The 23,081-nt window shown below is 73.6% G+C and carries 19 protein-coding genes and 1 riboswitch; of the genes, 11 read left to right on the top strand and 8 right to left on the bottom strand.

What is annotated here, in order from left to right; genetic code table 11:
* Nucleotides 1-82: 82 nt before the first annotated feature.
* The 5 genes from metE to BCL65_RS04640 all read right to left on the bottom strand — a co-directional run bounded on the left by metE (nt 83) and on the right by BCL65_RS04640 (nt 11,551).
* On the bottom strand, nt 83-2,557 hold the full coding sequence (metE, locus tag BCL65_RS04660) for a 5-methyltetrahydropteroyltriglutamate--homocysteine S-methyltransferase (RefSeq protein WP_106265653.1): 2,475 nt from the start codon (nt 2,555-2,557) through the stop codon (nt 83-85).
* A 51-nt stretch (nt 2,558-2,608) separates the two neighbouring features.
* Nucleotides 2,609-3,607 (bottom strand): methylenetetrahydrofolate reductase, encoded by a 999-nt coding sequence (locus tag BCL65_RS04655; RefSeq protein WP_106265652.1) that lies wholly within the window; start codon nt 3,605-3,607, stop codon nt 2,609-2,611.
* Nucleotides 3,608-3,612: 5 nt separating this feature from the next.
* Nucleotides 3,613-3,720: riboswitch (SAM riboswitch) on the bottom strand.
* A 126-nt stretch (nt 3,721-3,846) separates the two neighbouring features.
* On the bottom strand, nt 3,847-6,330 hold the full coding sequence (locus BCL65_RS17745) for an OmpL47-type beta-barrel domain-containing protein (protein WP_125206456.1): 2,484 nt from the start codon (nt 6,328-6,330) through the stop codon (nt 3,847-3,849).
* 114 nt (nt 6,331-6,444) lie between these two features.
* The gene (locus tag BCL65_RS04645; protein ID WP_106265650.1) at nt 6,445-10,374 is read right to left on the bottom strand and encodes a ThuA domain-containing protein; all 3,930 of its coding nucleotides are present in this window, start codon (nt 10,372-10,374) and stop codon (nt 6,445-6,447) included.
* A gap of 139 nt (nt 10,375-10,513) precedes the next feature.
* Complete coding sequence (locus BCL65_RS04640; RefSeq protein ID WP_106265649.1) at nt 10,514-11,551, bottom strand: multicopper oxidase domain-containing protein; 1,038 nt, start codon at nt 11,549-11,551, stop codon at nt 10,514-10,516.
* Between the two features lie 305 nt (nt 11,552-11,856).
* On the opposite strand from BCL65_RS04640, the gene BCL65_RS04635 reads away from it, so the two are divergent.
* The 8 genes from BCL65_RS04635 (at nt 11,857) to BCL65_RS04600 (ending at nt 19,367) form a co-directional block, all read left to right on the top strand.
* Nucleotides 11,857-13,101: an NYN domain-containing protein gene (locus tag BCL65_RS04635; RefSeq protein WP_106265647.1), complete on the top strand. Its 1,245-nt coding sequence runs from the start codon at nt 11,857-11,859 to the stop codon at nt 13,099-13,101.
* A gap of 15 nt (nt 13,102-13,116) precedes the next feature.
* Nucleotides 13,117-13,764: a lysophospholipid acyltransferase family protein gene (locus tag BCL65_RS04630; protein WP_106265646.1), complete on the top strand. Its 648-nt coding sequence runs from the start codon at nt 13,117-13,119 to the stop codon at nt 13,762-13,764.
* Nucleotides 13,765-13,843: 79 nt separating this feature from the next.
* Nucleotides 13,844-15,217, top strand: coding sequence for a sensor histidine kinase (locus BCL65_RS04625; RefSeq protein WP_106265644.1), 1,374 nt, complete (start codon nt 13,844-13,846; stop codon nt 15,215-15,217).
* Nucleotides 15,214-15,885: a response regulator gene (locus BCL65_RS04620; protein WP_106265642.1), complete on the top strand. Its 672-nt coding sequence runs from the start codon at nt 15,214-15,216 to the stop codon at nt 15,883-15,885. Before BCL65_RS04625 ends, BCL65_RS04620 begins: the two co-directional genes overlap by 4 nt.
* A 75-nt stretch (nt 15,886-15,960) precedes the next feature.
* Complete coding sequence (locus BCL65_RS04615) at nt 15,961-17,058, top strand: hypothetical protein (RefSeq protein WP_106265640.1); 1,098 nt, start codon at nt 15,961-15,963, stop codon at nt 17,056-17,058.
* 47 nt (nt 17,059-17,105) lie between these two features.
* On the top strand, nt 17,106-17,672 hold the full coding sequence (locus BCL65_RS04610) for a DUF488 domain-containing protein (protein WP_106265638.1): 567 nt from the start codon (nt 17,106-17,108) through the stop codon (nt 17,670-17,672).
* A 94-nt stretch (nt 17,673-17,766) separates the two neighbouring features.
* On the top strand, nt 17,767-18,828 hold the full coding sequence (locus BCL65_RS04605) for a class I SAM-dependent methyltransferase (protein WP_106265636.1): 1,062 nt from the start codon (nt 17,767-17,769) through the stop codon (nt 18,826-18,828).
* A gap of 38 nt (nt 18,829-18,866) precedes the next feature.
* The gene (locus BCL65_RS04600) at nt 18,867-19,367 is read left to right on the top strand and encodes a GNAT family N-acetyltransferase (RefSeq protein WP_106265634.1); all 501 of its coding nucleotides are present in this window, start codon (nt 18,867-18,869) and stop codon (nt 19,365-19,367) included.
* 9 nt (nt 19,368-19,376) lie between these two features.
* Here the strand turns inward: BCL65_RS04600 and BCL65_RS04595 are convergent, their stop codons facing one another.
* The 3 genes from BCL65_RS04595 to BCL65_RS04585 form a co-directional block, all read right to left on the bottom strand.
* Nucleotides 19,377-19,745, bottom strand: a complete 369-nt coding sequence (locus BCL65_RS04595; RefSeq protein ID WP_106265632.1) for a nuclear transport factor 2 family protein — start codon at nt 19,743-19,745, stop codon at nt 19,377-19,379.
* A gap of 62 nt (nt 19,746-19,807) precedes the next feature.
* The gene (locus BCL65_RS04590) at nt 19,808-20,956 is read right to left on the bottom strand and encodes an App1 family protein (protein ID WP_106265630.1); all 1,149 of its coding nucleotides are present in this window, start codon (nt 20,954-20,956) and stop codon (nt 19,808-19,810) included.
* Nucleotides 20,957-20,961: 5 nt separating this feature from the next.
* Nucleotides 20,962-21,690, bottom strand: a complete 729-nt coding sequence (locus tag BCL65_RS04585; RefSeq protein WP_106265628.1) for a ZIP family metal transporter — start codon at nt 21,688-21,690, stop codon at nt 20,962-20,964.
* Between the two features lie 53 nt (nt 21,691-21,743).
* Between BCL65_RS04585 and BCL65_RS04580 the strand changes: the two genes are divergently transcribed.
* From BCL65_RS04580 to BCL65_RS04570, 3 genes are read left to right on the top strand one after another with little or no spacing between them, the layout of a single operon-like run.
* A complete protein-coding gene (locus BCL65_RS04580) occupies nt 21,744-22,205 on the top strand; it encodes a DoxX family protein (RefSeq protein ID WP_106265626.1) in 462 nt (153 codons plus the stop codon).
* Between the two features lie 29 nt (nt 22,206-22,234).
* Nucleotides 22,235-22,705, top strand: a complete 471-nt coding sequence (locus tag BCL65_RS04575; RefSeq protein WP_106265625.1) for a hypothetical protein — start codon at nt 22,235-22,237, stop codon at nt 22,703-22,705.
* Nucleotides 22,702-23,043, top strand: coding sequence for a YciI family protein (locus BCL65_RS04570; protein WP_106265623.1), 342 nt, complete (start codon nt 22,702-22,704; stop codon nt 23,041-23,043). The genes BCL65_RS04575 and BCL65_RS04570 overlap by 4 nt, the downstream gene beginning before the upstream one ends.
* The last annotated feature ends 38 nt before the right edge of the window (nt 23,044-23,081 follow it).

The following is a 23,081-nucleotide window of genomic DNA, read 5'->3' as shown; positions in this document are numbered from 1 at the left end:
TGGTGGCACAGGGCCGCCGCCCCGAGCGATGAGATTGCTCACCCCCGCGGGGCAACGCTCGGGGCGACGGCGGTGCCGCGGCTCAGAGGCCGGCGCGGACCGCCTGCGCCGCCGCGACCAGGTGACGCAGCGACGGCTCCACCTCGGCGTACCCGCGGGTCTTCAGCCCGCAGTCCGGGTTGACCCACACCACGTCCGGGTCGATCGAGCCCACCGCGAGCCGCAGGAGCTCGGTGACCTCGTCCACGGACGGGACCCGGGGGGAGTGGATGTCGTAGACGCCCGGTCCGACGCCGCGCGCGTACCCCGCGGCGTGCAGCTCCGGCACGACCTCCATGCGCGAGCGCGCCGCCTCGATGGACGTCACGTCCGCGTCCAGCCCGTCGATCGCGCCGATGACCTCGCCGAACTCCGAGTAGCACAGGTGCGTGTGCACCTGCGTGGAGGCGCCGGCCCCGGCCGTCGCCAGCCGGAACGCCCCGACGGACCAGCGCAGGTAGTCCGGCTGGTCCGCGCGGCGCAGCGGCAGCAGCTCGCGCAGGGCGGGCTCGTCCACCTGCACGACGGCGGTGCCGGCGGCCTCGAGGTCGCGCACCTCGTCGCGCAGGGCGAGCGCCACCTGGTTGGCGGTGTCCGCCAGCGGCTGGTCGTCGCGCACGAACGACCACGCGAGGATCGTCACCGGCCCGGTCAGCATGCCCTTGACCGGGCGCGCCGTGAGCGACTGGGCGTAGCGGGTCCACTCGACCGTCATCGGCGCCGGCCGCGTCACGTCGCCCCAGAGGATCGGCGGGCGCACGCAGCGCGAACCGTAGGACTGCACCCAGCCGAGGTCCGTCGTCGCGAACCCGTCCAGCAGCTCGGCGAAGTACTGCACCATGTCGTTGCGCTCCGGCTCGCCGTGCACCAGCACGTCGAGGCCGATCTCCTCCTGGAGCGCGACCACGCGGGCGATCTCCGCCCGCATCGCGGCGGTGTACGCCTCGTCGTCGAGCTCGCCCTTCGCCCAGGCGGACCGCGCCGTGCGGATCTGTGACGTCTGCGGGAACGAGCCGATCGTCGTGGTGGGCAGCGGCGGGAGCCCGAGCCGCTCGCGCTGGGCGGCGACCCGGTCGTCGTGCGCACCGCGGGCGAAGTCGCCCTCGGTCAGCGCGGTCAGCCGCTCGCGGACCGCGGGGACGACGACGCCCGCCGCGGCAGCGCGCTCGGCCACGGCCGCGCTCGCCGCGTCCAGCTCCGCGCGCACCGCGTCCGGCCCCTCGGCCACGGCGCGGGCCAGCACGGTGACCTCGCGGACCTTCTGGTCGGCGAAGGCCAGCCAGCGACGCAGCGCGGGGGAGCGCCCGGCGCGGTCGGCGGCCGGCCCCTCCCACGTCTCGTCGTCGGCGTCGTGCGGCACGTGCAGCAGCGACGTCGAGGTGCCGACGGCCAGGGCACCGGCACCCAGCGAGCGGAGCGCGACGAGCCGGTCGAACCGGGCCGCGAGGTCGGCACGCCACACGTTGTGCCCGTCGACGACGCCCGCCACGAGGGTCTTCGTCGCCAGGCCGGGGACGGTCCCGTCCGGTCCGGACCCCGTCGGGACGGCGCCCTTGACCAGGTCGATCGCGATGGCGTCCACGTCCGTGGCGGCGAGCAGGGCCAGGCCGTCACGGGCCGTCGTCGTCCCGGCGCCCTCGGAGGCGCCGGTCGTCAGCCCCCCGAACGGGGTGGCCACGAGGATGGCCGGACGCTCGGCCTCGGCGTCGAGGCCGTCGTCGTCGGACCGGGCGGTGAGCTCGGTCGCCAGCGCGCGGTACGCGGTGGTGATCGCGGCGTCGACCCGCTCGGCGGGGGCGTCGACCGTGTCCGAGACGAGGACCGGCTCGTCGAGCTGCACCCAGGGCGCTCCGACCGCGGCCAGCGCTCGCAGCAGGTCGGCGTAGGCGGCGACGACGTCGTCCAGCCGGTCGAGGGGGTGGAAGCCCTCGCCCGCGTCGTCGGCCGCCTTGGACAGGGCGAGGAAGGTCACCGGCCCCACGAGGACCGGGCGCGTGGTGATGCCGGCCTCCTGGGCCTCGGCGAACTCCCGCACGATGCGGTGGTCGGCGAAGGAGATCGGGGTGGTCTCGCTGATCTCCGGGACCAGGTAGTGGTAGTTCGTGTCGAACCACTTGGTCATCTCGAGCGGCGCGTCCTCGCCGCGCCCGCGGGCGACGGTGAAGTAGCCGTCCAGGTCGAGCGAGCCGTCCTCGTCGTCGATCAGGTCCCGGAACCGGGCGGGGACGGCGCCGAGCAGCGCCACGACGTCGAGCACCTGGTCGTAGAACGAGAACGAGCCCGGGACGGAGCCGTCCTCGGGGTCGAGGCCGAGCGCGACGAGGCGCTGCAGGGTTTCGCGGCGCAGCGCGCCGGCCGTCACCTCGAGGGCGACGGCGTCGGTGCGGCCCGCCCAGAACGCCTCGACGGCGCGCTTGAGCTCGCGGCGTCGGCCGATGCGGGGGTAGCCGAGGATGGTGCCGCCGGGGAACGCGGCGCGCGATGCCGGGGTGGTGGGGGTGTCGGTCGTGGTGGTCATGAGCACTCCTGGTGTCGGTCGTCCCGCGTCGTGCCTCCTGCGGTGCAGGCGTCAGACGGCGGGAGCCTCGGTCGGGATGCCCGGTACCAGCGGCCTTCTGGCCAGGTCAGGGACGCCGTGCGGCGTCCGACCGCCGAGGTGGACACCCTCGAGCAGGTCCAGAGCGGGTCGGTACTTGTTGAACGTGTACACGTGCAGGCCGGGCGCGCCGGCGTCGAGCACGCGCTGGGCGAGCTCGACGGAGTACGCGGTCCCGTAGGCGTGCTGCGCCTCCGGGTCCGGCAGGGCGTCCAGCGCGGCCAGCAGGTGCCGGGGCGCAGGGACGCCGGTGAGCTCCTCGACACGACGGAGCCGGCGCGGCTCGGTCGTGGGCATCAGCCCGGCGAGGATCGGGATCGTCACGCCGGCCGCGCGGGCCTCGGCGACGAAGTCGGTGTAGCTGTCCGCGGCGTAGAACAGCTGGGTGATCGCGAAGGACGCGCCCGCCTGCTGCTTCTCCAGGAGGCGCTGCACCTCCTGGGCGCGGGTGGTCCCCGCCTGGCGGTTGCCGTCGGGGAACGTGGCGACGGCGACGGTCAGGGGTCGTGCCGCGCCGCGGACGGCGGCGGCCGGGTCGGCGGCGCACCGCCGCGCCTCGACCTCGCGCAGCAGGGCGACGAGCTCGATCGAGGAGTGCACCCCGTCCGCCGGCGGGCGCCAGTCGGGCTGGTCGCGCGGCGGGTCGCCCCGCAGCGCGAGGAAGCTGCGGACCCCGGCCTCGAGGAACTCGTCGACGACGTCGGAGACGTCCTCGCGCGAGGCGCCCACGCAGGTCAGGTGCGCGATCGGCAGGACGGGCGTGCCCTCGAGGAGGGTCGCCACGACCTGGCGGGCGGTCGCGCGGTCGCCGCCCCCGGCGCCGTAGGTCACCGAGACGAAGTCGGGGTCCGCCGCGACCAGGCGGCGTGCGGTCTCCCAGAACTTGGGGGCGGCCTCGGGCCGCCGCGGCGGCATGAGCTCGAAGCTCACCGTCGGGCGGTGCCGTGGCGTCAGGGATGCCTCTGCGACCATGCGTCACTCCATCGGGCCTGGTGTTGAGCACCTTCGTCCTCGGGAGGCTTCCGTCGGAGAACGGGTTGCTGCGGCGTCGTCGAGCCAGGACTCTCGGCCGCTCTGGATGGTGAGACTCGATCGTAAGCCGTGACCGCGATGCGGTCGAGCCTGACCACGAAGTGAGACACCAGGTCGAACGCAGCGGGCCGCGCCCCCGGGGGAGCGCGGCCCGCTGCGTTCGACGGTCGGTGACCGGGTCAGCGACCGATGCTGGACAGCTCCGCCGCCATGATGATCCGCCGGCGCTCGACCGGCTTGAGGACCTTGTCCTGCACGAGGTCCCTCGTCACCTGCTTGACGTGCCGCAGGAACGCCCGGTGGGTGCGGTAGTCGTCGTCCTCGGCGATCACGTCGTTGAGGGTGCATCCGTCGCCGGTGTCCACGTTGGCCACGGTGCTGTCGTTGCCGTCGATCACCACCGTGGGCCGCACGTCGGAACCGACGCACCGGTCACCGTCCCGCGCGACCACCGTGAAGACGACGCCGCCGGTCCGCGACGCGTTGCCCGCGCCGTCGGTCGCCCGGTAGCGCACGACGTGGTCGCCGTCGGACCCGACGACGAACGGAGCCGCGTAGCGCTGCCACGTGCCGCCGTCGACCTGGAACTCGGTGCGGTCCACGCCCGAGCCCTCGTCGGACGCCGCGAGCGTCACCGTCGCACGCCCGACGAAGCTCCCGCGGGCGTCGCGCTCCCCGCTGACGGACGCCGTCACCTCGGGGGCGACGGTGTCCTCCGGCACGTCCGACGCGACCGTGAAGGTGACGGTCCCGGGCGCCGAGACGTTGCCCGCGACGTCGGTCGCCCGGTAGGAGAGCGTGTGCTCGCCCGGGGTCGGCACGGTGAGCCGGGACGCGTAGCGGTACCAGGTCCCGCCGTCGAGCTGGTACTCGACGGACGCGACGCCGGAGTCGTCGTCCGTGGCGTCGAGGGTGATCGACGCGCTGCCCACGTACTCGCCGGCGTCGTTGCGCGCGCCGTAGAGGGCGTGCTCCACCGTGGGCGCCTCGGTGTCGCCCGGCTCGGCGGCCACGACCGTGACCGTCACCGACCCGACCTCGGACACGTTGCCGGCGGCGTCCGTGGCCCGGTAGGAGACCGTGTGCTCGCCCGGCTCGTCGAGCACCAGCGCCTCGGTGTACCCGGTCCAGCCCGCCCCGTCGAGGTCGTACTCGACGGTCTCGACGCCCGAACCGTCGTCGGACGCCGTGAGAGCCACCGCGGCGGAGCCCAGGTAGGCGCCGTCCGCGTCCTGCTCGCCGCTGACCTCGGGCTCGACCACCGGGGCGACCGTGTCGCCCCCACCGTCACCCGCGACCACGGTGAACGTCGTGACGCTCTCCGGCGAGACGTTGCCGGCGGCGTCGGTCGCCCGCGCCACGAGCTCGTGCTCACCGGGCTCGTCGACCACCACGGCCTCGGTGTACTCGGTCCAGCCCGCGCCGTCGAGGTCGTACTCGACGGTCTCGACGCCCGAACCGGCATCGGTGGCCGTCAGGACCGCGCTCGCGGACCCGACGTACGCGCCGTCGTCGTCCTGCTCGCCCGAGAGCTCGGTGGCCACGGTCGGCGCGGTGGTGTCGTCGCCGCCGCCGTCGCCCTCGACGACCGTGAACGACGTCGTCCCGACCTCCGAGACGTTGCCGGCCTCGTCCGTCGCGCGGTACGAGACGGTCTGCTCGCCGGGCTCGGTGAACTCCACCGGCGTGGTGTACGGCATCCAGTGACCGTGCGCGTCGTACTCGATCGAGGCGACGCCCGAGCCGGCCTCGTCGTCCGTGGCGGCGAGCGAGAGCGTCGCGGACCCGACGTACGCGCCGTCGTCGTCCTGCTCGCCCGCGACCTCGGCGGTCACGGTCGGCGCGGTGACGTCGTCGTCGCCGCCGTCGCCCTCGACGACCGTGAAGTCGATCGACTGCGGCTCGGACGTGTTGCCGGCCTCGTCCGTCGCGCGGAACTCCACCGTGTGCGTCCCGACGGCGTCGACGACGAACGGCTCGTCGTACCCCTGCCAGCCCGCACCGTCGAGGTCGTACTCGACACCGGCGACGCCGGAGCCGTCGTCGGTCGCGGCGAGCGTCACGGTGGCCCCGTCGACGTACGCGCCGTCGTCGTCCTGGTCGCCCGTGACCTCCGCGGACACGGCGGGCGCCGTGGTGTCGTCACCACCTCCGCCACCGTCCTCGGTGACGACGAGCTCGCCGGCCATCGCGCCGTGGCCCGGGATCGCGCAGAAGTAGCGGTAGGTCCCGGGCTGGAGGTCGACCTCGACCTCGTAGAGCCCGCCGTTGGCGTCGAACGGGCTCGCGAGGATGTCGAGGTCGAGGTCGTGGTTGTACCCCTCCGTCGTCGTGTCGAACGTGAGCGTGTGGCTCATGCCGATCGTGTTGCCGGTGTCCTGGCTGTTCTCGAACACGATCGTCGCCGGTCCGGCGGTGGCCGTCGTCGGGAACGTCAGGTAGTCGCTGATGCTGTTGCCCGCCGTCCAGGTGAGCGTCTGCTCGGCGGCCGCCTCGGCCGAGGGCGCGTCGGCGGCAGCGGCAAGGGCGCTCGGCGGTACGGGACTCGTCGGTGGTGGGGCGGCCGCCGCCGGGGCGGCGACGACGGTGGCTGCGGTGAGCGCGGTGACCACGGCGGCTGCGAGCCGCCCGGCCCCGCGCGGTCGCGCGGTACGTCGATCCATGGATCTGCACTCCTCGTGCGTCGGGACTCCGGAAGATGAGGTGGCCGCCCGTGGCGGCCGGTCGGCCGGGCCGGCCGGTCGGTGACGTCCCGCACCGACCGGCCCGGCTGCGGCCTACAGGTCCGCCACGCGGACGTCGCGGAACTCGATCAGGTCGCTGGCGCCGTGGTTCTGGAGCCCGATGAACCCGCTGTCGAACTGGCGCAGGTCCGTCGGGGGGTCGCCCTCCCGGGAGGACTCCTGGCCGGGCGTGTTCTCGAACTCGTTGATGACCACGCCGTTGCGGATGATCGTGTACTCCTGGCCGACCACCCGGATCTCGTACTCGTTCCACTCGCCCTTCGGCTTCTCGCCGCCGGTGTCGAGACCGACCGGGTCGAAGTTGTAGACCGAGCCGGTCTTCTGCGGCTCGCCCGTCGGGCCGTCGTAGATCTGGATCTCGTGGCCGCAGGAGATCGCGACCCACGCCGCGTCCTGCCCGTCGGCGCACTCGGCGTCGCCGGGGTCCGTCGGGTCCGGGAACCGGGTGAACACGCCGGTGTTGGCGAAGTGGTCACCCTCCGACACGTCGCGGTAGAGGAGCTTCACGGAGAAGTCCTCGAGCTCCTCGGCCTCGTACCAGAGCATCCCGAGACCGCCGCTGGAACGCAGCGACCCGTCGGGCTGCAGGTCGAACCTGCCCCCGGGCGCCTGCTCCCAGTCGAACAGCGAGTCCCGCGTCCCGTCGAAGATCGTGCGGTAGCCGCCCGGCTCCACGCCGATCTGGGAGCGTGCCGCCCAGTCCACCAGGTCTCGGCGCTCTCGCCGCGAGATCTCGCCGTCGTCGAACAGGCCCCTCGACACGGACTTCACGTGCCGCAGGAACTGCTGGTGGGTGCGCCACTCCTTCTCGTCCTGGAACAGGTCGTTGATCGTGCAGCCGCCCAGGTCGACGTTCTCGACCCCGGAGTCCGTGTCGCCGAAGAAGACCGTGTCCCGGTCGTCGGGCAGCGTGCACGTCGTGGCCGCGTCCGCCGTCGTCCTCGACTTCGTCCCGTCGGCGTAGGTGACCGTCAGCGTGGCCTCGTAGTCGCCGACCCGCGGGTACGTGTGCTCCGGGTTCGCCCGGGTCGAGGTCGTCCCGTCACCGAAGTCCCAGTGGTAGGACACGCCGCCGGACCGCTCTCCCTCGAAGGCCACCGTCAGCGGGTCGCCCTGGATGCTCGCACCGGTCGCGGTCGCGGCCGGGGTGGGTGCCCCACCCGTGTACGAGATCCGGAGGAGCTTCTGGTTCGGGTCGAGGCTGAAGAACCCGCTCGCGTAGTCGAGCATGTACAGGGCGCCGTCCGGACCGAACTTCGCGTCCATCCAGCTCTGCAGCAGCTCGTCGCCCCGGCCACCCGGGATGATGTGCCGCAGGTCCTCGGCGAAGGCGGGCGCACCCTGGTCGGGCACCTGCTCCGGGTCGATCGTCACCGCGACGCGGTTGTTCGAGTTCGACTGGTCGCCGAGGAACCACTTGCCCTCCCAGTACGACGGCCAGGCGACGTCGCTGTCCGGGTCGACCTGCGACGAACGGTACGTGGGGCCCGTCATGACGGCCTGCCCACCACCGCTCAACCACGGGAACGTGTAGGTGGCCTCGTCGTCCTCGTACGACGGGATGCCGTCCTCGCCCTCGGGAAAGACGGGGCCACCACCGCTGGGGGAGTACCAGATCATGTTGTCGCGCACCGGTGGCACGTCGACCAGACCGGTGTTGTGCGGCGAGGTGTTCTTCGGGGCGTCGCAGTCGTACCAATCGGTCAGGACGCTCGCGTCCTCGTCGCTGCGGTCGCGGTAGGGCTGCTTGTCGCCCATGCAGTACGGCCAGCCCTGGTTGCCGGCCGAGGTGATGATGGTCGCCGTCTCGTACTTCGCCGGTCCCAGCTCCGGGTCCGGCGATCCGGCGTCCGGACCGACCCACGCGGCGGTCAGCCAGTCGGTGTCCGGGTCGATCTGCAGGCGCGAGATGTTGCGCACGCCCATCACGTAGATCTCGGGCCTGGTCTTGTCCGCGGGGTACTCACCCACGGGGAACAGGTTGTCGTCCGGGATCGTGTACGTCCCGTCGTCCTCCGGGTGGATCCGCAGGATCTTGCCGTTGAGGCTGTTGGTGTTGCCCGAGGTCCGGCGCGCGTCCTGGAACCCGAACCCGGCGTACTCCTGCGTCCAGTTGTTGGCGGAGTACCCGTCGGACCCGCCGGACGAGGTGTTGTCGCCCGAGCCGACGTAGAGGTTCCCCGCGTCGTCGAACGCCATGCCGCCGCCGGCGTGGCAGCAGCTGTGGATCTGCGCCTCCCACTCGAGCAGGTCGACCCGGCTGTTCGGGTCGATGCGCGGACCGTCGGGGTCGTAGGTGAAGCGGGAGACCGTGCGCATGCCCACGCGGCGCTCGGTGTCGATCGACTCGTGGGGCATCCAGTAGACGTAGAGCCAGTTGTTGTCGGCGAAGTCGGGGTCGGGCACGATCCCGAGCAGCCCTTCCTCGTTCTTCACGAGCTCGCCGCCGCTGCCACGGTTGCCCATGACGTCGAGCGTCGTCAGCAGCGACGCCTGCCCGGTGTCCGGGTCCCACTGGTGGATGGTGCCGCACCCCAGCCCGACGTCGGGGTCGTCCCACGACGGGACCGGCCCGGAGGGGCACGCCCCCCGGCCGACGTAGAACGCGGTGCCGTCGGCCGCCACGGTGAGCCCGTGCGGCTCGCCGACCTGGTCCAGCTCGCCCTCGGAGTTCTCCGCGGTGAGCCGGTCGATGCGGTAGTTCGAGGCGATCGTCGCCTGGCAGTCGCCGCGGACCACGCCGGTGGTCCACTGCAGGGCACCGAGCAGGTGGTCGCGGAACGCGTCGTCGGACCAGCTGTCGGCGGTGCCGCCCATACCGGTGTAGAAGGACCGGCCGCCGTCGTAGTCGTGGCACCAGGACTGCGGCTGGAAGGGGGACGTCCCCGGGCCGGAGTCGGCACCCGGCTCGAGCTGGGCGACCGTGTGCACCTCGCCGGACGGGTCGTCCGCCCAGCTCAGCCACCGGTCCTCGCGGTCCCAGGTCAGGGGGAGGTCCTTCGTCGCGGGGTGCTGGCGGTCGACGAGGTCGACGGTGCGTTCCTCGACGGGCAGCTCCGGTGCGGGCTGGTCCACCGACTCGGCGTCGAGCAGCGCGATCTCGGCGAGCTGGAGGAGGTCGTCCCCCGCGGTCTCGCTGAACTCGAACCGGTACCACCCGTAGGCGGTCCCGGACTCGGCGTCGAAGTCGCGGGCCTGGAAGCGCTGGGGGAAGTCCTGGTCGGTGCGCGAGTCCACGTCCTCCCACACCTCCCCGTCCTCGGAGCCCTGCAGCGTCCACGACTGCGGGTCACGGCCGTCGAAGTCGTTGGCCGACGTCAGGGTGTAGCGAGCGATCTCGGTGGGCTCCTCGAGCTCCAGCGTGACCGTCGCGCTCGGTTCGAACGCGAGCCACTTCGAGCCCGGGTCCCCGTCGACGAGGTTGCTCGCGCTCTCGTCCGGTGGGTTCTCCGCGGTCGCGGTCACTTCGGCGACATCCGCGGGGTCCGGCTGCGCACCCGCGATCCGGGCACCGACGAGGCCCGTGAACCACTGCGACGCCTCCTGCGCCCGGGCGGCGTCGCGCACACCCAGGTATCCGCCGCCGTCGCTCACGAAGCCCCGCAGCGCCGCCTCCTGCGCGGCGTCGAGCTCGACACCCTGCGAGGAGAGCTGGACGACGCCGCGGTACTCGGCGAGCGACGCGTCGGTGAAGACACCGGGGTCGGAGGACGTCTCCACGGTGAACCCGTTCGCGGCGCCGATCTCCGCCAGCGCGGCCGTCGCCGCGGTGACGGGGTCGTCCTGCGCGTCCGGCGCACCGTGGAAGACGAGGACGCGGGCGCCACCTGCGCCCGCCACCGCGGTGCGCGGCGCGCCGTGCGGTGCGGCGGTGACGTCGGGGGTCGCGGTGGCCGGCTGGGCCGCGGCGGGGACCGTGGTCATGCTGACGACGAGCGCTGCGCCCGCCAGGCCGACGGCCATGGTCGTGGGCGCTCCCGGCCGGGCCCGCCCTCTCGTTCTCGTTGCTCGTGCTGCTAGCACTCTCCAACTCCTTCGTCATCGGTGCGGTGCGTGCGCCCGGGGTGGACCCGGGTGTCGAGCGCCTCTCGGTACCCCCGGGTCAGGGGGCGGTGTCGGGCATGGCGTGCTCCTCGTGCGAGCCGTGGTCCTGGAAGCGGTCGATCGACGCCTGGGCGCCGGGCGGCATGCTTCCGTCCGCGTTGCGGACGAGGAAGATGCCCGCCATGCCGCCGTCGGCGTGGAACTGGACGTGGCAGTGGTACATCCACGCCCCGGGCCCGACGCCGAGCCCGGCGACGACCTGGAAGCCGAACGAGTCCCCGGGATTGAGGTCACGGTTGTCGACGACCTGGCTCGGGTCGTCGCGGTTGGCCAGGAGGCCGGTGCGGTTGTTCACCCAGCGGTGGGCGTGCAGGTGGAACGTGTGGAACGTGTTGCCGTGGCCGATGCAGATGAACTCGACCCGCTCGCCGAGGTTCGCCTCGAACATGGGGGTGTCCGGAGCCATCCGGTTGTTGATGAGCATGTCGTTGAAGACCACGGTGAACTGCCGCTCGGGGAGCACGTCACCGACGCGGCGGACGACGAGCGCGCCGTAGAGCCCGGCCGCGATCCCCGGGGTGCCGTGCGGGCCCCAGGCGTGGTCGTGGTAGTGCCAGTAGCCGGCGCTCCCGGGCATCCAGATGCCCCGGTCCCGCCGCGGGGCGACGGTCGACCAGACGTAGGTGCGCGTCTCGCCCGGTTCGTTGAAGGAGTCGTTGAAGGGGCTGCCGTCGCTGTCGACGTCGTAGTTGACACCGTGCGGGTGGATGGACAGCCGCTGGTCGGTGGTGTTGACGAGCGTGATCTCCAGCGTCTCGCCCTCCCACATCTCGAGGATCGGGCCGGGGACGGTGGCCTCGCCGGGCTCGAACCCGTAGCCCACGGTCTTCGCGTCGATCCGCTCGGCGTACATGGTGATGCGCCGGACCTGGTCGGTCGTGGCGTCAGCGGCGGCTGCCGGGGCGGCGGTGACGAGCCCGTCCGCACCGAGCGCCACCGCGGTCACCGCGCCCGTGGCGACGGTGCCCGCCGCCCCGGTGAGCAGTGCCCGTCGTGACAGCGCCGTCAGACGTGGCTGGGTGGTCGGCTCACTCATCGGTCTCCCTCTCGACGGCAGGCCGTCGAGCCGGTCACGACGTCGTCGCGTCGGGGCCGACCCGCGCTCCGTCACGCGATCGTCGGTCCGGGCGCCCGCCCACCGTGGCCGGCGCCCGTGGCCCCGCAGGTTTCCAGGGGCAATGAAAGACAGCACAACCCACGGGCGTCGAACTGTCAAGCGTTACGCAGAAGTATTATCAAACGCGGCAGAAGTAGCGTTGGACGAAACACCTTTTGTCTTTGATGCGCCAGATGGACGGGCGCGAGAGGGCTGACCGGTTCGCCGGGGCCTAGGCTGCGGGCATGGACACCGAAGAGCGCCTTGCCGTCTTCCTCGACTACGAGAACCTCGCGCTCGGCGCCCGGGAGCACCTGGGCGGGATGCAGTTCGACTTCCAGCCGATCGCCGACGCCCTCGCGGTGCGCGGCCGGGTGGTCACGCGGCGCGCGTACGCGGACTGGTCGTACTTCGACGAGGACCGGCGGATGCTGACCCGGCACCAGGTCGAGCTCATCGAGATGCCCCAGCGCATGGGCGCGTCCCGCAAGAACGCCGCCGACATCAAGATGGTCGTCGACGCCATCGAGATGGCCTTCGAGCGGGAGTACATCTCGACGTTCGTCATGTGTACAGGAGACTCCGACTTCTCCCCGCTCGTGCACAAGCTCCGCGAGCTCGACAAGCGCGTCATCGGTGTCGGGGTCGAGAAGTCGACCTCGCGCCTGCTGCCCTCCGCCTGCGACGAGTTCCTCTTCTACGACCGGCTCGAGGGCGTCGAGGTGCCCGACGAGTCCGAGGCCCCGCAGAAGAAGAGCCCCGCCCGTCGCTCCGGCTCCGGCCGCTCGAGCAGCGCGCGCGCCACGACCGGCCGCGCCAAGGCCGGGGCAGTCGCGGAGGAGCTCCCGCCCGCCGAGGAGGCTGCGCCGACCGCGACCTCGGCCACGGCGTCGGGGACGACGTCGGGCGGCAGGACCCGCCGCAAGAAGCCCGAGATCACGCTGCCCGAACCGGTCGACGTCCCGGACCGGGCCCCGGAGCCCGCCAACGACGAGGACGACGACGCCCCCACCGGCGAGCCGCCCACGATGGAGGTCAAGGTCGCCCAGACCCTCGCCGGGCTGCAGGGCTCGGCGTCCGGCTCGGTGACCGCCTCGCAGCTCAAGCGCACGCTGGTACGCAAGGAGCCCACGTTCAGCGAGTCCGACTACGGCTTCCGCACGTTCGGTGAGTTCCTGCGCTACCTCGCCGACCGGGACGTCATCGTGCTGAGCGACGGCCCGTCCTCCGGCGACCCGGTGGTCGAGCTCCCCGAGCAGCCCGACAGCGCCAAGGCGTTCGACCTGCTGCGCGCCGTCGTCCAGGAGGCGGGCGGCACCGCCGCGCTGTCCGGTCTCAAGAACCACGTGCGCAAGCGCCGCCCCGACTTCTCGGAGAAGGCGCTCGGCTACGGCGGCTTCCTCCAGTTCTGCAAGGCCGCCGCCGCGGCCGACGCCGTCCGCCTCGCGTGGGACGACGACGCCGAGGACTATCTCGTCAGCCTCGGCTGAGGGGACAATGGGCCGGTGACGTACCGCATCCTCAAGCTCGTGCTGTCGCTCCTGGTGTACGTGTTCCTGCGTCCCCAGGTCACCGGCCTGCACAACGTGCCCCGCCGCGGGCCCGTGATCATCGCGAGCAACCACCTGTCGTTCATCGACTCGATCATCCTGCCCCTGGTGGTCCCGCGGCACGTGACGTTCATCGCCAAGGCGGAGTACTGGACCGGGCGCGGGCTCAAGGGCCGGGTGTCCCGGTGGTTCTTCACCACGATGGGGCACATCCCCGTCGACCGGGAGGACCCGCGCGCCGGACAGCGGTCCCTCGAGGACGCGCTGCAGGTGCTCCAGCGCGGCGACGCGTTCGGGATCTACCCGGAGGGCACGCGCTCGCGTGACGGTCGGCTGCAGAAGGGCCACACCGGCGTGGCGTGGCTCGCGCTCACCGGGGCGGCCCCCGTGGTGCCCGTCGCGCTGCGCGGCACCGACAAGGTCCAGCCCGTCGGTGCGCGCCTGCCACGGCCGGTCCGCGGCATCCGCGTCGAGTTCGGCGTACCGATCGACCCGTCGCGCCAGATCGCGGCGGGCACCAGGCCTGCCCAGGCGCGACGCCGGCTCACCGACCAGGTCATGAGCTCGATCCACGAGATGAGCGGTCAGGAGCTCGTCGCCTGACGGCACGCCGGGTCGGAGTGCCGGCCGTTCCCCCGGGCGGGGGAGGCGCCGCGACCTCCCGCTGGGCAGACTGGCGGGCATGGTGGTGAGCACGGCGAGCGGCCGACGGCGGCACACCGGCGTGCGGCGCGCCGTCGCGCCGCTCGTGGCCGGGTCCACGGTGCGTGCCGGGATCTACCTGGTCATCGGTGGTGTCCTCGCCGGGGCGTACCTGACGCTCGGCGCCGGGTTCGTGCAGATGTTCGCCTCCGCCGACGTCCCGCGGGTGGCCGCGGTGGTGCTGGCGCTCGTGACCTTGGCGATCGTCGCCGCCCCGCCGTTCCTCGCGCCGGTGCGCACCCTCCAGGTGCTCGCCGTGCGGACGTTCCTCGACGTGGACCCCCGTGACCTGCCCGAACCGTCCGGCTCGCCGAACGCTGCGACCCGGTGGCGCGGCGCCGCCTGGTTCGCGCTGCACCTCGCGCTCGGCGCCGCGGTCACGGTGGGCCTGCTGGTCGCGGTGCCGGTGGCCACCCAGCTCGTGCTGTCCGCCGGTGGCGTCGACCGCTCGTTCCTGCGGGGTGTCACGCCGCTGATCAGCGACAGCCCTGCCGCCTGGCTGACGCTCGCCGTCGTCCTGCTGCTCGCGCTGCCGTACCTCGTGGCGCTCGCCCGCCGGGTGCTGCGGCAGGCCGCCGTCCCCCTGCTCGGCCCGGACCAGTCGGCCCGCATCGCGGAGCTCGAGGCCGCCGCCCGCCGGTCCGCCGAGCGCGGCCGGCTCGCCCGCGAGCTGCACGACTCGGTGGGGCACGCCCTGACGATCACCACGCTGCAGGCTGCCGCGGCCGCGCGGCAGATCGACACCGACCCCGACGCCGCCCGCCGGGCGCTCGCCGCCGTGGAGGAGACCGGGCGCTCGGCGATGGCGGACCTCGACCACGTGCTCGGCCTGCTGCGTGGCACCTCGGGGGCGCCGGACGCTCCGGCCCGGGGCGGGACGCCGTCGCCACCGGCCGGCCCCGTGCGCGACCTGCGTCACGTCGGCGACCTGGTGGCGGACACCCGGCAGGCGGGCACGGAGGTCGCGTCGTCGGCCGACCCGGACGCGCTCGGGTCGCTCGTGCCGCCCGCCGTGTCGCGCGAGGCGTACCGCATCGTCCAGGAGGCCCTCACCAACGCCGTCCGGCACGCGCCCGGCGCCCCGGTGGACGTCCGCCTCGAGGTGCGGGGCCGCACGCTGGAGGTCGAGGTCACGAACCCGGTGCCGGCGTCCGAGGGCTCGGCCGAGGCACGGCCCGCCGCGGGGACCGGCACCGTCCCGGGCCGCGCGGCGGGCGGGCACGGCCTGGCCGGCATGGCCGACCGGGTGCGCCTCCTCGCCGGCGAGCTGGTGGCCGGGCCCGACCCGGACGGTACGGCCCGGTGGGTCGTCCGGGCGCGGCTGCCCCTGGGTGCGCGAGGATCGGGCGCATGAGCACCCCCGGCGGTGACACGCCCGTCCGCGTCGCGATCGTCGACGACGAACCGCTCGTGCGGGCGGGGCTCCGGGTCGTCCTCGACGCCGAGCCCGGTGTGACGGTGGTCGGCGAGGCGGAGGACGGCGCCGGTGTCCCGCAGCTCGTCGCCGACGCACGGCCCGACGTGCTCCTGATGGACGTCCGCATGCCGCGCGTCGACGGGATCGCCGCCACCCGCGCCGTCGTCGACCGGGCGTCCCACGGACCCGCGCCCCGCGTGGTGATGCTCACGACGTTCGAGAACGACGACCACGTGCTCGACGCCCTGCAGGCCGGCGCCCAGGGGTTCCTGCTCAAGCGGGCCCGGCCGGCGGAGATCGCGCAGGCGGTCCGGCTCGTCGCGCGCGGCGACTCGCTGCTGTTCCCGGACGCCGTGCGCCGCCTCGCCGCCGGACGTCCGCCGTCGGGCGACGCCCTGGCGTCCGCGCGTCTCACCGACCGCGAGGGGCAGGTGCTGCGACTCATGGCGGACGGGATGTCGAACGCGGAGATCGCCGGCGAGCTGTACCTCGGCGTCGAGACGGTGCGCACCCACGTGGGCAACGTGCTGGGCAAGCTCGGGGTCCGCGACCGGACGCAGGCCGTGGTGCGCGCCTACACGTCCGGGTTCGTCAGCGCCGGCTGACCTTCCCCCGCACGGGTGAGGGCGCTGGTCGCGGCGGGTGATCCGTCCGGCGGCGGCGGCGGCGAGGCTCGAGGCATGACCACACACCACACGACACAGCACCCGTCGTCGCCGACCGGTGGGACGCTCCGCCGCCAGCCGTCCCACCGGGTGGAGAGCCTCGCCGTCCTCTGGTGGGTCGCCGGGCTCGTCGTCGCGCTCGTCCACCGGTGGGCCGTGGGCTCGGCCGCGGGGGCGCCCGAGCCGCTCAACCACGGCCTGCTCCGCGACGTCCCGGTCGACACGCTGGCCACCGGCGTCGCGGTGTTCGCGGCCGTCGGTGCCGCGCTCGCGGCCTGGATGCGCTGGAGCCGGTCCACCGCGCGAGGACCGCGCGTCCTCGTCGCCGTCGGCACCGGCGTCGTGCTGCTCGCCGCCGTCCTGCTCGTCGACGCCACCGTCCTGGCCGGGCTCGGCTACCTGCCCGCGCTCCTCGTGACGTCGCTCTTCAGCGCCGAGGTGCGCGCCTCCCTCGACCACTACGTGGCACCGGACTTCCTGTTCCAGACGGCGGTGCTGTGCGGTGCGGTGCTCCTCGCCGTCGCCGCGGTGCGCTCCACCCGCCGCAGCAGGGGAGCGTGCGTGCGCTGCGGGCGTCGGCACGACGGCGTCGCCGCGGCCTGGACGACTCCTCCCGCGGCGGCGCGCTGGGGCAGGGTGGCGGCGCTCGTGGCCGCGGCGGTCCCGGCCTTTTACGGCCTGACCCGCATCGCGTGGGCGCTGGGGATCCCGCTGGGCTACTCCCGCGACTCCGTCGAGTCGATGCGCGGGCTGGACTTCCTCGGCCCCGTCGGCCTCGGGACGTTCGCCCTGCTCGGCGCGGTGCTCACCCTCGGCCTCTACCAGCGGTGGGGCGACGTGTTCCCGCGCTGGATGCTCGGCCTCGCCGGCAAGCGGGTCCCGGTGGGCCTCGCGGTCGTCCCCGCGACCGTCGTCGCCGTCACCGTGCTGCCCGCCGGGACCTCGATGATCGCCCTCGGTCTCACCCAGGGGGTGCTCGGCCTCGGTGCCGAGACGTGGGGGGCCGTCGGACCGGCCTTCCTGTGGCCGCTGTGGTCGCTCGCGCTCGGTGCGGCGACCTACGCCTACTGGTTGCGCCGCCGCGGCATCTGCCCGGCGTGCGGGCGAGGGTGAGTCCTACCGACCTACGATGAGCCGGCAGGAGGGTGAGGAGGCCGCCGTTGGACGCGACGCCGGGCGAGATCTGGACGATCGGGCACTGGAGCTGCCCGCGTGCGGCCTTCCTCGAGACCTTGCGGGCCGCGCACGTCGAGCTGGTGGCCGACGTGCGGCGGATGCCCGGGTCGCGCCGGAGCCCTCAGTTCGACGCCGAGGAGATGACCGGCTGGCTCGCGGACGCGGGCATCGGGTACCAGCACCTCACCGAGCTCGCCGGACGCCGGCCGAAGCAGCGCGACGTGGATCCGGACCTCAACGCCGGGTGGCAGAACGCGAGCTTCAAGAACTACGCGGACTACACGCTCACCGCGCCGTTCGAGACCGGCCTCGAACGGCTCGCCGCACAGGCCCGGGAACGGCCCGTCGCCGTCCTGTGCGGCGAGCCGATGCCCTGGCGCTGCCACCGGCTGCTCGTCGCGAACACGCTGGCGGCGCGCGGTTGGCGGGTGGTCCACCTCCTGCACGGTGGTCGCCCGCAGGCCCACGAGCTCGGGCGCTGGGGCGCGACGCCGGCTGTGGGCCCGGACGGCGTGGTGACCTACCCGCGGGAAGCGCAAGGACCCGCCTGACCGACGGTGCTCGCGGACCTTGCGGCTGCGGCGGAGCATGTTTTCACCCGGCCCTCCCGGTCACGACGAGCACGTGGGGGCGCACCCTCAAGAGATGGAGACCACACCACCCCTGGCGGACCGCGTGTTCGAGACCGGGGTCGCGATGATGGAGGGCCTGGCCGTCTACCTCGGCGACCGGCTCGGCTGGTACCGCGAGCTGGCGGCGTCCGGCCCGCTCGTCCCGGCCGAGCTCGCGGCGAGGACGCACACGCACCACCGCTACGCCCTGGAGTGGTGCGAGCAGCAGGCCGCGGCCGGCTTCCTGACGGCGCACGACGCCACCGGGGACGGCGGGGAGCGACGCTACGGGCTCGACGCCGAGGGCGTCGCCGTCTTCACCGACATCCGGTCCACGGACTTCCTGGCGCCGTTCGTCCGGCTGGTGGCGGCGTCGGCGATCCAGCTGCCGGCACTGTTGGAGGCCTACCGCGAGGGGGGCGGCGTCTCGTGGCAGCAGCTCGGCGACGACGCACGCACCGGCCAGGCGGACATGAACCGGCCGTGGTTCGAGCAGGTGCTGCCCGGTGAGCTGGCCGGTGCACCGCACCTGCACGCGGCGCTCGGCCGCCCCGGTGCCGCCGTCGCGGACGTCGGGTGCGGTTACGGCTGGTCGACGATCGCGCTGGCCCGCGCCTATCCCGAGGCGAGGGTGGTGGGCATCGATATCGACGGCCCGTCGGTGGAGCGCGCCCGCGCCCACGCCGCCGACGCGGGGATCGAGAACGTCGAGATGGTGCACAGCGCCGGCGAGGAGATCGAGGGCGGCCCGTACGACGTCGTGTTCCTCTTCGAGTGCCTGCACGACATGCCGTACCCCGTCGAGGTGCTCACCGCGGTGCGGCGATCGCTCGCCGACGGCGGGACCGTCGTCGTCATGGACGAGGCCGCGGCCGACGAGCTCACCGCCCCCGCCGACCTCGTCCAGCGAGCGTTGTACGGGTTCAGCGTGCTGTGCTGCCTGCCGGACAGCCTCAGCCATCCCGACAGCGTCGGCACCGGCACCGTGATCCGGCGCGACGTCGTGGAGCGGTACGCCCGCGAGGCCGGGTTCGGGCGCGTCGACGAGCTGCCGATCGAGGACTTCGGGTTCTGGCGCTTCTACGAGCTGCGCTGAGCCGGGGCTGCGGGCCCGCGAAGCCCTATCGTGGCCAGATGCTCCCTGCGCCCACCGCACGCCTGCGCTTCCGTGAGATGACCGGCGACGACGTCGACGTGATGGCCGCCCTTCTCGGTGACCCGGTGGTGATGGCCTACTACCCGGCGCCGAAGTCGCGCGCCGACGCCCTGGCCTGGATCGCCTGGAACGAGGAGGGCTATGCCCGGCACGGGCACGGCCTGTGGATCGTGGAGACGGCGGACGGGGAGTTCGTGGGCGACTGCGGGCTGACGTGGCAGCAGGTGGGCGGCGAGGCGAGGCTCGAGGTCGGGTACCACGTGCGGGCGGACCTCCAGGGGCAGGGCTACGCCACCGAGGCGGCCGCGGCGTGCCGGGACCTGGCCCGCGACTCCCTCCGTGCGGCCGAGCTCGTGGCGATCGTCCACCCGCACAACGCGGCGTCCCGGCGGGTGGCCGAGAAGATCGGCATGCGCCACCTCACCGACGACCGCACCGGGCCCCTCACGGTGCGCACGGTGATGGGCATGGCGCTCTGAGCTCCGCGACTACTGCGGCCGGGTGCCCTCGGGTGCCGTCTGATCGACGTCCGCCCACACCTCGGTCAGCTCCGCGACGAGGCCGTCGCGCACGGAGACGAAGCCGGCCACCTCGAAGTGCTGCCGCTCGCCCGCTGTGGTCCCGGTGACATGGGCACGTGAGGCCGCGCGGCTGCCGTCGGCGACGACGTCGAGCAGCTCGAACCGCTCGAAGCCCGGGTACTCGGCGTTGAGGCGCACCCAGCCGTCCCGGTCGAAGGTCTCACCGGTGTGGACGAGCCGGCAGGAGAAGTCCGGGTGGAGCAAGGCGGGCAGGTCCTCCCAGCGGTGACCGTCGATGGTGTCGGCGAGCTGTTCGACCAGTGCTCTCGGAGTCATGTGCCGAGGGTGCCAGGCACCCCCGACACCGCGGCACGGGCGCCGGGGGCCGCGCCGGGGCGTCAGGAGCCCGGCACCCCCAGCACCCCCGGCACCTCCGCCAGCCGCTCGGCCAGCTCGTGGCCGTCCACGCCCGAGACGGTCGGCACCGCGGCTCGTCCGCCGGCGCCCTCCAGGTGCGAGCCCTCCGGCCCTGCCGTCGCACCGCCGTCGGGCGGGTTGCCCGCGAGAACCTGCTCGGCCGGGCGGAGCCGGCGGATCGCGACCGCCGCCACCTGGTCGGGCCGGCGCTCGACGGCGCGGGCATAGATGCCGCTGTCGTGCTGGCCGTCGTCGCCGACGAGCAGCCAGCGCACGTGGGGGAACCAGGACATGAGGAGCTCGAGGCTGGCGTCCTTGTGCGCCTGCCCGCTGCGGAACCACCCGGTCATCGTGGGACCCCAGTCGGTGAGGAGCAGCGGGCCCGGGGGATAGGCGTTGCGGGCGAGGAAGGCTCGCAGCGTGGCAGCCGTGTTCCACGCGCCGGTCGAGAGGTAGACGAACGGGCTCTCCGGGTGCGCCTTGCCGAGCCGCCGGTAGAGCTCGGGCATGCCCGGTACCGCCCGCCGTTTGCTGGAGTGCCGCACGAACGTGTTCCACGCCGCGAGCAGCGGGCGGGGCACCGACGTGACCATGGTGGTGTCGTCGATGTCGCTGATCACGCCGAACCGCGTGTCCGCGTCGATGATCAGCAGCGGGGCGTCGGCGCTGTCCTCCGGCGTCGGCGCGCGCACCGGCTCGGCGGCGCGCTCCGCCGCCGTCGGCGCCCCCGCGTCGCTCAGCCGGGCGCGCTGCCAGCCCGGCGGCAGCGGAGGGTCTTCCGGCACGTCCACCTGGACGTCGACGTAGCCCGCCCGGTCGCTGTGCACGACCTGCTGCGCACCCCCGACCTGCACCAGGACGCGTCGGTGCGGGGCGGGCACCGTCAGGTAGTGCCGGAACCCCCGGCGCCCGGCACGGTAGGCGTTGTCCGCGGCCACCCGGCCGGGCGGCGCCAGCAGCACCCGCGCGAGGACCCGGACCCGACGCGGCGAGCCGTACCCGGAGTACGTCTCCATCCGTGGCCGCCAGCCGACGCGGCGCAGCAGCCAGCCCGCTGCCTCGTAGAAGCGGTCCTCGATCACGGCGGCCAGGTGCGGCCGCTGCGACGGGTGCGGGGTCTCGGTCATCATGCGCTTCATCCTCCGATCGCTGACAGGCCGAACGCGCTCGCGAACCCGAGCACCGTCACCAGCCCGGTGACGGGACCACCGAACTGGGACGCCTCGGGGATCATCGTGTCGACGAGCATCGTGAGCAGGGCACCCGCGGCGAAGGCCTGGACGACGGCGAGGATCTCCGGGGGAGCACCGGCCAGGGCCGCGTACCCGATCCCGGCAGCGACGGCCGAGACCAGCGTGGTGCTGCCCCACAGGGAGAGCAGCCGGACGGTGGACATGCCGGCCTGGCGCAGACCGACCGTCGCGGCCATCGCCTCGGGCAGGTTGGAGACGAACACCGCGACGAGCACCGCGATGCTGACGCCACCACCCCCGACCAGCGTGGACCCCAGCACCACCGACTCCGGGACGCCGTCGAGCACCGTGCCGAGCGCGATCGCCCCGCCCGCCCCGCTGCTCTGGGCACCGGTCGAGCGTTTGCGGTGGTCTCCCCCCGAGCGGTCGATCAGCAGGTCGCCGACGAAGAAGGTCAGGGCCCCCGCAGCGAGTCCCGCGAGCAGCAGCCAGCCGCCGGCGGACTCCGAGGCGTCCTCGACCAGGTCGTAGGCGACCGCGCTGATGAGGACGCCGGCGCCGAACGCCATGATCAGGCCCGTCAGCCGCCGGCTCGGCGTGCGCCAGAGGACCAGCAGGGCGCCCAGGACCAGCGACGAGCTGCCCACGAGTCCCCACCAGAAGCCTTCCACGCCGCTATCAGACCAGGTCGCGAGGCTGGGCGCACGGTGCGACGATCTCCGGCATGGATCTCTCCGCGTTCACCCGGCCCTCGCCGCGCACGTCCCTGCCGCGCACGCTGACGCGGATCGGCCTCGGTCTGGCGCTCGCGGGTGCGGGCATCACGCACCTCACGGTGGCGCGCGAGGAGTTCCAGGCGCAGGTGCCGGGCTGGTTCCCGGTCGACGAGGACGTGACGGTGCTGGCGTCCGGCGTGGTCGAGATCGTCATCGGCGGCTCGCTGGTGGCCCTGTCGCGGTGGAAGGTGGCCGTCGGGTTGATCGCCGCGGCGTTCTTCGTGGTGATCTTCCCGGGCAACGTGGCCCAGTGGCTCGAGGGCAAGGACGGGTTCGGTCTCGACACCGATGCCAAGCGGCTCGCCCGGCTGCCCTTCCAGGCGGTCCTCGTCGCGCTCGCGCTGTGGTCGACGGGCGCGTGGTCGGCGCTGCGCGGCACCGACCGCGGAGACTCCCGCTCCGCCGGGTGAGTGGGGCGCGCCCTGCTTAGCATGCGGCGATGAGCCACAAGGACCTGCCCGACGGCGAACACCAGACTCCTGCGGGGGTCTCCGACGCGACGGTCGAGGCGCTCGGCATGCTCAGCGAGGCGCTGGAGACGGTCGAGCGTGCCCGGGGCCACCTGTACACGTTCCACCAGCTCACGGGCGAGGCGGACCTGGCCCTCGGCGACGCCGTGGACAAGCTGCGCGAGGCCGGTCACGAGGACGTCGCGCGCCGGATCTCCGAGGACCTCGTCGGCCGCAACGTCATCGCCGGCCGGTGGACCTTCCAGATCGTCGAGGACTACGACGACGGCTACTGGCAGGCGTTCCGCGAGCACGAGCGCAGCGCCCGCGAGGAGCTCGCCGGCGGCGTGCGGCACCTCGCCGAGGCGCGCATGAAGCAGGACCGACGGACCCATGGGCGCCCCGGGCACGAGGCGGGCCCGGCGGACGCCGGGACCACGACGAAGGAGTCGACGCGATGACCAAGTACCTGATCTCGTTCCCCAGCGGCGAGATGGACCTGTCCGACGGCGGCCTGCAGGCCGCCGCGGACGCCGCGCACGCGGTGGTGGCCGAGGCGAAGGCCGCCGGTGTGTGGGTGTTCGGCGGGGGGATCGACGAGTCCGTGCCGCCGGTGAGGGTGGCCGCCGACGGGACCGTCACGGAGGGCACCTACCCCCAGACGCGGCACCTCGAGGGCGGCTACACGGTGCTGGAGCTGCCCACGTACGAGGCGGCGCTGGAGTGGGCCGCCAAGATCGCGGAGGCCTGCCGCTGCGCCCAGGAGGTGCGGGCGTTCGGCGACGACCCCGCCAGCTGACGGCTAGGCCTGGGGAGATCGACGACGGTTGCGGAACC

It is taken from the genome of Isoptericola halotolerans (assembly GCF_003003075.1).
Classification (GTDB): domain Bacteria; phylum Actinomycetota; class Actinomycetes; order Actinomycetales; family Cellulomonadaceae; genus Isoptericola; species Isoptericola halotolerans_A.
This window is presented reverse-complemented; position numbering and strand designations above follow the sequence as displayed.